This is a genomic window from Methylobacterium sp. WL7, from assembly GCF_008040085.1.
GTDB lineage: Bacteria > Pseudomonadota > Alphaproteobacteria > Rhizobiales > Beijerinckiaceae > Methylobacterium > Methylobacterium mesophilicum.
Genome location: NZ_VRVG01000185.1, coordinates 1 through 7,185 on the forward strand (window position 1 = coordinate 1; position 7,185 = coordinate 7,185).

At 71.1% G+C, this 7,185-nt stretch carries 7 protein-coding genes; 3 read left to right on the plus strand and 4 right to left on the minus strand.

The window, feature by feature from the left end:
* Nucleotides 1-186 precede the first annotated feature (186 nt).
* A complete protein-coding gene (locus FV233_RS27065; RefSeq protein ID WP_147899362.1) occupies nucleotides 187-774 on the minus strand; it encodes a hypothetical protein in 588 nt (195 codons plus the stop codon).
* 316 nt (nucleotides 775-1,090) lie between these two features.
* Here FV233_RS27065 and FV233_RS27070 point away from each other — a divergent pair, with 316 nt between their 5' ends.
* On the plus strand, nucleotides 1,091-2,206 hold the full coding sequence (locus FV233_RS27070; RefSeq protein WP_147899363.1) for a histidinol-phosphate transaminase: 1,116 nt from the start codon (nucleotides 1,091-1,093) through the stop codon (nucleotides 2,204-2,206).
* Nucleotides 2,199-3,134: a prephenate/arogenate dehydrogenase family protein gene (locus FV233_RS27075; RefSeq protein WP_147857679.1), complete on the plus strand. Its 936-nt coding sequence runs from the start codon at nucleotides 2,199-2,201 to the stop codon at nucleotides 3,132-3,134. Before FV233_RS27070 ends, FV233_RS27075 begins: the two co-directional genes overlap by 8 nt.
* Nucleotides 3,135-3,212: 78 nt before the next feature.
* Here FV233_RS27075 and FV233_RS27080 read toward each other — a convergent pair whose 3' ends face one another.
* From FV233_RS27080 to FV233_RS27090, 3 genes are all read right to left on the minus strand, one after another.
* A complete protein-coding gene (locus tag FV233_RS27080; protein WP_147899364.1) occupies nucleotides 3,213-4,418 on the minus strand; it encodes a DUF2252 family protein in 1,206 nt (401 codons plus the stop codon).
* A 379-nt stretch (nucleotides 4,419-4,797) separates the two neighbouring features.
* A complete protein-coding gene (locus FV233_RS27085; RefSeq protein ID WP_147856772.1) occupies nucleotides 4,798-6,171 on the minus strand; it encodes a PleD family two-component system response regulator in 1,374 nt (457 codons plus the stop codon).
* 79 nt (nucleotides 6,172-6,250) lie between these two features.
* Complete coding sequence (locus FV233_RS27090) at nucleotides 6,251-6,622, minus strand: response regulator (RefSeq protein WP_007560977.1); 372 nt, start codon at nucleotides 6,620-6,622, stop codon at nucleotides 6,251-6,253.
* Nucleotides 6,623-6,702: 80 nt separating this feature from the next.
* Between FV233_RS27090 and FV233_RS27095 the strand changes: the two genes are divergently transcribed.
* Nucleotides 6,703-6,999 carry a DUF3572 domain-containing protein gene (locus tag FV233_RS27095; protein WP_147856771.1) on the plus strand — a complete coding sequence of 99 codons (297 nt, stop codon included), beginning with the start codon at nucleotides 6,703-6,705 and terminating at the stop codon, nucleotides 6,997-6,999.
* Nucleotides 7,000-7,185: the final 186 nt, after the last annotated feature.

A 7,185-nucleotide genomic window follows, 5' to 3' on the forward strand; every position in this document is an offset into this window, starting at 1 on the left:
CTCCCGGAGCCGCGCGGCGGAGCCCGGGATGTCAGGATGATCGACCGGGCCGTTCGCGGCATCCCCGATGGGCGAAGTCGGGCGTTGTTAGCCGTCCCCGAACGTCCGAGAGGGGCGGATTTGGGAGGGTCCGCTTCCGAGCGACAGGCATTGAAGCGGACGCTCCGCCCCGTCCGCTCATGGTCCTCAGCGGCAGTCGAAGCCTGATCCCGCGAACGGGGTTACTGCCCATGCCTTGTCAGGCTTCAGGTCGTCGCGCGTCTGCTCGATCCACTCAGCCAAAGGCGTCAGCCGAAGACCATACGGCTTGGTCATCCCCTGCGCCTCCGACACATACGGGGCATGATCGCCGGGGCGATGGACGACTTGGACAACGTGCGTGATGCCACGGGGGCGAGGGTGGTTCTTCGCCCATGCACCTCCGCCCTGCTGCAAGCCGATGGTCGCATAAGGCGGCAGTCCCGCGACGGTGATATGGCCGCCCGTCAGGATGACGCCGGAGCGCCGCTCCAGGTTCTCGATCAGGCGGTCCGACCACGTGTGAACCGCCGCTTGTTCCTCGCTGCTGAAGACGGGACGTCCAGCTTCACGGTTCGCCGCAGCCATACCAGCCGACAGGAGCCGAGCGGTCCATCCCGAGCAGTCGATGACAGCGGGATCGTCGTTCAGACCGCTGGCCTTGACGCCTCCCTTGTAGCCCACCCGTCCGGTGTATCGTTCGACGAGCGCCCACATCGCTGCGCCGGCTGCGTCGATCCACGGAATGTCGTTCATACGCGTAGGACCTGCTCGGAAGCCCGACGGTAGCTTCAGGAGCGCCGCATAACCATTCCGAGGCGAAGCGGTCGAAAAACCAACGGATGGCCGCTTCCGGGAGGCCTAAAAGGTATTGGGCGTGGCCGTGTCGGCTCGCGAGCGGACCGTATCAGGCCTGTCGCAGCGGAACGCGCCGCGGCAGCGCACGCGGTTCCGGCAAGATCCTTTCTGCAGCCGCCGCCGCGTCGTGACGGCCCGGGTTCTTCGGCAAAGGAAATGCTGTAGACGGACCGGGACAGCCCAACCCAGCCCGCGCATCCGAGTCGCCAGAGCCATGTCCGCCCCCCTTCTCGCCCGCCCGGAACCGCGCCCCGGCGTTCTGGCGATCGACACCTACGTGCCCGGCAAGAGCGGGCGGCCCGGCGGCGGCAAGGTCCACAAGCTCTCGTCCAACGAGACGCCGCTGGGGCCGAGCCCGGTGGCGCTCGCGGCGCTCCACGAGGCCGCCGCCAAGCTGGAGACCTACCCGGACGGCCGAGCCACGGTGCTGCGCACGGCCATCGCCAAGCGCTACGGGCTCGATCCGGAGCGGATCGTCTGCGGCGCGGGCTCGGACGAGTTGCTGTCGCTGCTGGCCTACGCGTATGGCGGCCCCGGCACCGAGGGGATCTACTCGGAGCACGGATTCCTGGTCTACCGGATCGCGATCCTGGCGGCCGGCGGAGAGCCGGTGGTGGCGCCCGAGCGCGACTTCACCACCGACGTCGACGCGATCCTGGCCCGGGTCACCGAGCGGACCCGGATCGTCTACGTCACCAACCCGAGCAACCCGACCGGCACCTACCTGCCGTTCGACGAGATCCGCCGCCTGCACGCCGCCCTGCCGGCCAACGTGCTGCTGGTGATCGACGGCGCCTACGCGGAATACGTGCGGGCGAACGACTACTCGGCCGGGCTCGAACTCGCGCTCGAATCCGAGAACGTCGTGATGACCCGGACCTTCTCGAAGATCCACGGGCTCGCCGCCCTGCGGATCGGCTGGATGCTGGCGCCGGCCCACGTGGCCGACGCGGTCAACCGCATCCGCGGCCCGTTCAACGTCTCCGGGCCGGCCATCGCGGCGGGCGCGGCGGCGATCGCCGACGAGGCCCACATGGCGGCCGCCGCCGCCCACAACGCCGAGTGGCTGCCAAAACTCACCGCGGGCGCCCGGGCGCTCGGCCTGACGGTGACGCCGAGCGTCGCGAACTTCGTGCTGATCCACTTCCCCGACGCGCCCGGCCGCTCGGCCGCCGACGCCGACGCGTTCCTCACCGAGCGCGGGCTGATCACCCGCCGGGTCAGCGCCTACGGCCTGCCCAACGCCCTGCGGGTGACGGTGGCGGGGGCGGAGGCCAACGCGGCCTTCCTGGCGGCGCTCGGAGACTTCGTGCGGGGCGCGCATGCCTGAGACGGCAACCCCGCCCATCGGGCGCCTCACCATCGTCGGGCTCGGGCTGATCGGTTCCTCGATCGCCCGCGCCGCCCGGCGCTACGGCCTCGCCCGGACGATCGTGGCCCTGGACCGCGACGAGTCCGTGCGCGCCCGGCTCACCGAACTCGGCATCGCCGACCTGGTCACCGGCGACCCGCGTGAGGGCGCCACGGAGGCCGACCTGGTGATCCTGTGCGTGCCGGTGGGCGCCATCGGGGCGGCGGCGGCCGAGTTGGCGCCGCACCTGAAGCCCGGCGCGATCGTGTCGGATGTCGGCTCGGTCAAGGGCGCCGTGGTGGCGGCGGTCCAGCCGCACCTGCCCGAAGGAGTCGCGCTGGTGCCCGGCCACCCGATCGCCGGAACCGAGTTCTCGGGGCCGGATGCGGGCTTCGCGACCCTGTTCCAGGGCCGCTGGTGCATCCTCACGCCCCCCGAGGGCACCGACCCGGCGGCGGTGGCGCGGGTCCGGGCCCTGTGGGAGGGCATGGGCGCCGACGTCGAGACCATGAGCGCCGAGCACCACGACCACGTGCTGGCGATCACCAGCCACCTGCCGCACCTGATCGCCTACAACATCGTCGGCACCGCCGCGGACCTCGAATCCGCGACCCAGTCCGAGGTGATCAAGTTCTCGGCCAGCGGGTTTCGCGATTTCACCCGCATCGCCGCCTCCGACCCGACCATGTGGCGCGACATCTTCCTCAACAACCGCGAGGCGGTGCTGGAGATGCTCGGCCGGTTCAACGAGGACCTGTCGGCGCTGGCCAAGGCGGTGCGCTGGGGCGACGGCGACGCGCTCCACGCGATGTTCACCCGCACCCGGGCGATCCGGCGCAGCATCGTGGCCCAGGGCCAGGAAACCGCAGCCCCGGATTTCGGCCGCCCGCGGCCGCCGGAGGAATAGGGCGGCCCGGCGACGAAGGACCCCGGATCCGCAAGCCCGTACGGGGAGGGGGGCCGATCGGTCGAAGACACGAAACGATCAGGCCGCCAGATCCTCCCGGGCGATCCGGCGGCAATGTTCCAGGTAGCCGCGCTGGTGGGCGCCCATCAGGTCGGTGACCGCGGACCAGAGCCAGCCGGGGGTGTCGGCGCCCTGGCCAGGGGCGCGCACCGTCGCGCTCCAGGCCTGCCGGTCGGCGTCGCCCATCTGGCGGCCGTGGGCGCGGCCCAGGATCGCGGCGAGGTGGCCCGAGACCCGCACCGCCTCGCCGCGGGAGAATTGCTCGGCGTCGATCTTGAGATCCTGCGCCATCAGCTCGCGGACCGTGACCGGGGTTCCCCGGAACGTCGCCGCGACCATCCGGTCGCCGAGATTGGGCGAGAGGGCGCGGGCGCCGGCCACGACCCGGGCGGCGGCGTCGGCCGGCATGTCGGCCCCCGGGGCGGGCGGGGCCAGGTACGGCACCGCCTCCTTGACGTCGAGGAGCGCGAGGTGCGGGCGGGCGCCGCCCACGATCTCCACGAGGCCGGCGTAGCGCAGCCGGCCGAGCGAGCTGCAGCCCTTGATCCAGTAGGCGGCGTCGCGCAGCCGGATCTCCGCCCCGGCCTCGGCGCCGCCGAGCGCCAGGACCAGCCGGTGCACCTCCGCGTCGCGGCTCAACGCCTCGAACGCCTCCTGCTCGGCACCGTCGAGGTCGAAGAACCGGTCGCCGCGGGGCAGCCGCGCGTCCTTGCCCTTGAGCCGCTCCCGGGACAGGTGGCGCCAGCGCCGGCCGAGCGCGCGCCGGCGCGTGGTGGCGACGATGTCGGATTGGGCGATGCCCCGCTCGGCCCCCTCGGGGTCGAGGATGCCGTCCGCGTAGCCCAAAGCCATCGCGTCCATCATCCGGGCGGTGACGAGGCCCGGCAGGGTCGCGTTGAGGGCGGCGGTCACCAGAGACAGGGCCAGCCGGACCAGGTCGAAGGCCGGGTTCGACACCAGGGTCTGGTCGAGGTCGCGGATCTGGATGTCGATCCGCCCGTCGGGGCCGGCCACCGCGCCGAGATTGCCGAGATGCGCGTCGCCGCAGATCCAGACCGGCGGCCCCTCCGGCAGGGTGCCGGCCGGCATGGCGGCGATCAGGTCGTAGAAATGCGCGGTGCTGCCCCGGACGTAGGCGTGGGGCGAGGAGGCGATCTTGCACAGGCGGCGCTTCTCCAGCACGCTCGCCTCACGCCCCGACCGGGCCGGCACCTGCATATCCATCCGTCGTCCGTTCCCCTGCCGCGCCCTGTCCGAGAGGTGCGCGAAACGATGTCGGGTGCGCGGTTAGAATGTCATCCTTAGGCGCGGGTGAGCGTTTTGACGCAGCGCGAAGGTGCGCGCCATCTTCGTACGTATCGGGCACCGCGCCCTCTTTCGCCCGCAACGGCTACGGCATCCACACAGCTCTGGATGTAGCTCGGGTCCCCTCTCCCGTGCGGGAGAGGGACAGGGTGAGGGATGCGACCTCTCCGGAAAGTCCTGGTCCCTCACCCCAACCCTCTCCCGCACGGGAGAGGGGGCGCGTCGCGGTTTGCCTAACGCGGCCGAGTGGCATCGTAGCCCAAAGAGGGATGAGGAAGCGCGCGGGTCCGCCCGCCCCTCAGGCCGCCTGCTGCTCGACCCGGTTCCGCCCCGCGGCCTTGGCCCGGTACAGGGCGATGTCGGCGCGCTTGAGCATGTCGCCGGGGCCGGTGTCGTCCGGGTGCCGGACCGCGACCCCGATCGAGACCGTCACCGGGATCGTCCGGGTGGCGCGGTGGACCGAGAACGGCATCGCCTCGACCTTCTCGCGGATGCGCTCGGCGATGGCCCGGGCCTCGGCCAGGCCCGCCTCCGGCAGGACCACGACGATCTCCTCGCCGCCGTAGCGGGCGACGGTGTCCACCGGCCGGGTGTGCTGGCGGACGCGCTCGGCGAAGGTGCGCAGCACCTCGTCGCCGGCCTCGTGGCCGTAGCTGTCGTTGATCGCCTTGAACCGGTCGATGTCGAGGATCAGCGCCGCCAGACCCGGGCGCCGGGTGGTCTCGTCGGAGAACAGCGCGCCGAGGTGGTTGTCGAGGTAGCGCCGGTTGTGCAGGCCGGTGAGCGCGTCGGTGATGGCCAGCTGCAGGGAGGCCTGCATGGCGCCCCGGAGGGCGTCCGTGAAGCGCTTGCGCTTCACCTGGGTGCGGACCCGGGCCATCAGCTCGTTGCGGTCCACCGGCCGCATCAGGAAGTCGTGGACGCCGAAATCGAGGCCGCGCACCACTCGGGCGCGGTCGTGCTCCTCGGCCAGCATGATCAGGGGCATCGCCCGGGTGCTGTCGAGCGAGCGGAGCTGGCTGCACAGGCGCAGGCCGTCCGACCCGTCGAGGTCGAGGCTGACCAGGGCGAGGTCGAACACGCCCTCGGCGGCGAGCCGCATCGCCGCCTGCGGATCGGGCTCGATCGTGACCGCGTGGTGCTGGCGCAGGGCCCCGGCCATGCGTTCGGCCGAGCCGGGCCGGTCCTCGACCAGCAGGATCCGGGCGTCGAGGCCGGTCTCCGCGGTGGCGAGCGCCAGGGGATCGCCGATGCCGAACGCGCGGGACGCCAGCGCCCGCTGGCGCAATTCATCGGTGACCGCCTTGAGGCGCACGAGGCTGCGCACCCGGCTGAACAGGGCGGTGTCGTCCACCGGCTTGGTCAGGAAGTCGTCGGCCCCGGCATCGAGCCCGCGCAGGCGGTCCGAGGGCTGGTCGAGGGCCGTCACCATCACCACCGGGATGTGGGCGGTGACCGGGTTGTTCTTGAGGTAGCGGCAGACCTCGAACCCGTCCATGCCGGGCATCATCACGTCGAGCAGGACGATGTCGCAGAGGCCCTTCTCGCAGATCGCGATCGCGTCCGGCCCGTTCATGGCGGCGATCGTGTCGAAATACTCCAGCCCGAGCTTCGTCTCGAGAAGCTTCACGTTCGGGAACAGGTCGTCGACGATCAGGACGCGGGCCGACATGGTTCCTCGCTGACGCGCGGTTGCGCGGTTCCGCCCGGGGCGGTCGGCCGTTCGCCGTTACCGGTGCGCCGCTCCGGCGTCACCGGGGCTCAAGATACGCGCGAACCGTTGCCAAAAACTTCGCGACGGAGATCGGCTTCGACAGATAGGCCTCGCAGCCGCCCTCGCGGATCCGCTCCTCGTCGCCCTTCATGGCGAAGGCCGTGATCGCGATGACCGGAATGCTCTTGAGGTCGTCGTCCTCCTTGAGCCATTTGGTCACCTCGAGGCCGGAGACCTCGGGGAGCTGGATGTCCATGAGGATCAGGTCGGGGTGGTGCGCGCGGGCCAGCTCGATCGCCTCGATGCCGTGGGCGGTCTTCAGGGTCGCGTAGCCGTTCGCCTCCAAGAGGTCGTTGAACAGCTTCATGTTCAGTTCGTTGTCCTCGACGATCAGCACCGTCTTTTTCATGATCCGATGTCCCGGTGCGCGCCGATCATGATTAGCGGGCGGTGAAGCCCCTTGGTGACCTTTGTAGCGATCACATGTTGATGAATGGCAAACCTCTTCAAGGGGCCGAATCTGCGGAACGGCTCGCCCTCGACGTTCTGCTGTGGATCGTCGCGGAGGACGACCGGCTCCTGCCGTTCCTCGCCGCGAGCGGCCTGAGCGCCGACACCCTGCGGGAGAGCGCCCAGGAACCGGCCTTCCTGGCCGGCGTGCTCGACCACGTGATGGGCGACGAGGGCGTGCTGGTGGCCTGCGCGGGCGCGCTGGAGATCAAGCCGGAGCGGATCGCCGCAGCCTGGCGCACGCTGTCGCCGCAGCCGGAGGATGATTGGGCGTAAGGGGACGGCTTGACGCGTCGGGGGTCGAGCAGCGGACGGGCTTTTGGCGGGGAAGCGGCCAGGTTGTCAGGCGCGGGAGGCGCGGCTTCCCTCCCCCCTCTGCGGGGGAGGGTGGCCCCCGAAGGGGGTCGGGAGAGGGGAGCGCCGGTGCAGGAAAGAGCGCTGACCCGCACATCGGCTCTGCCT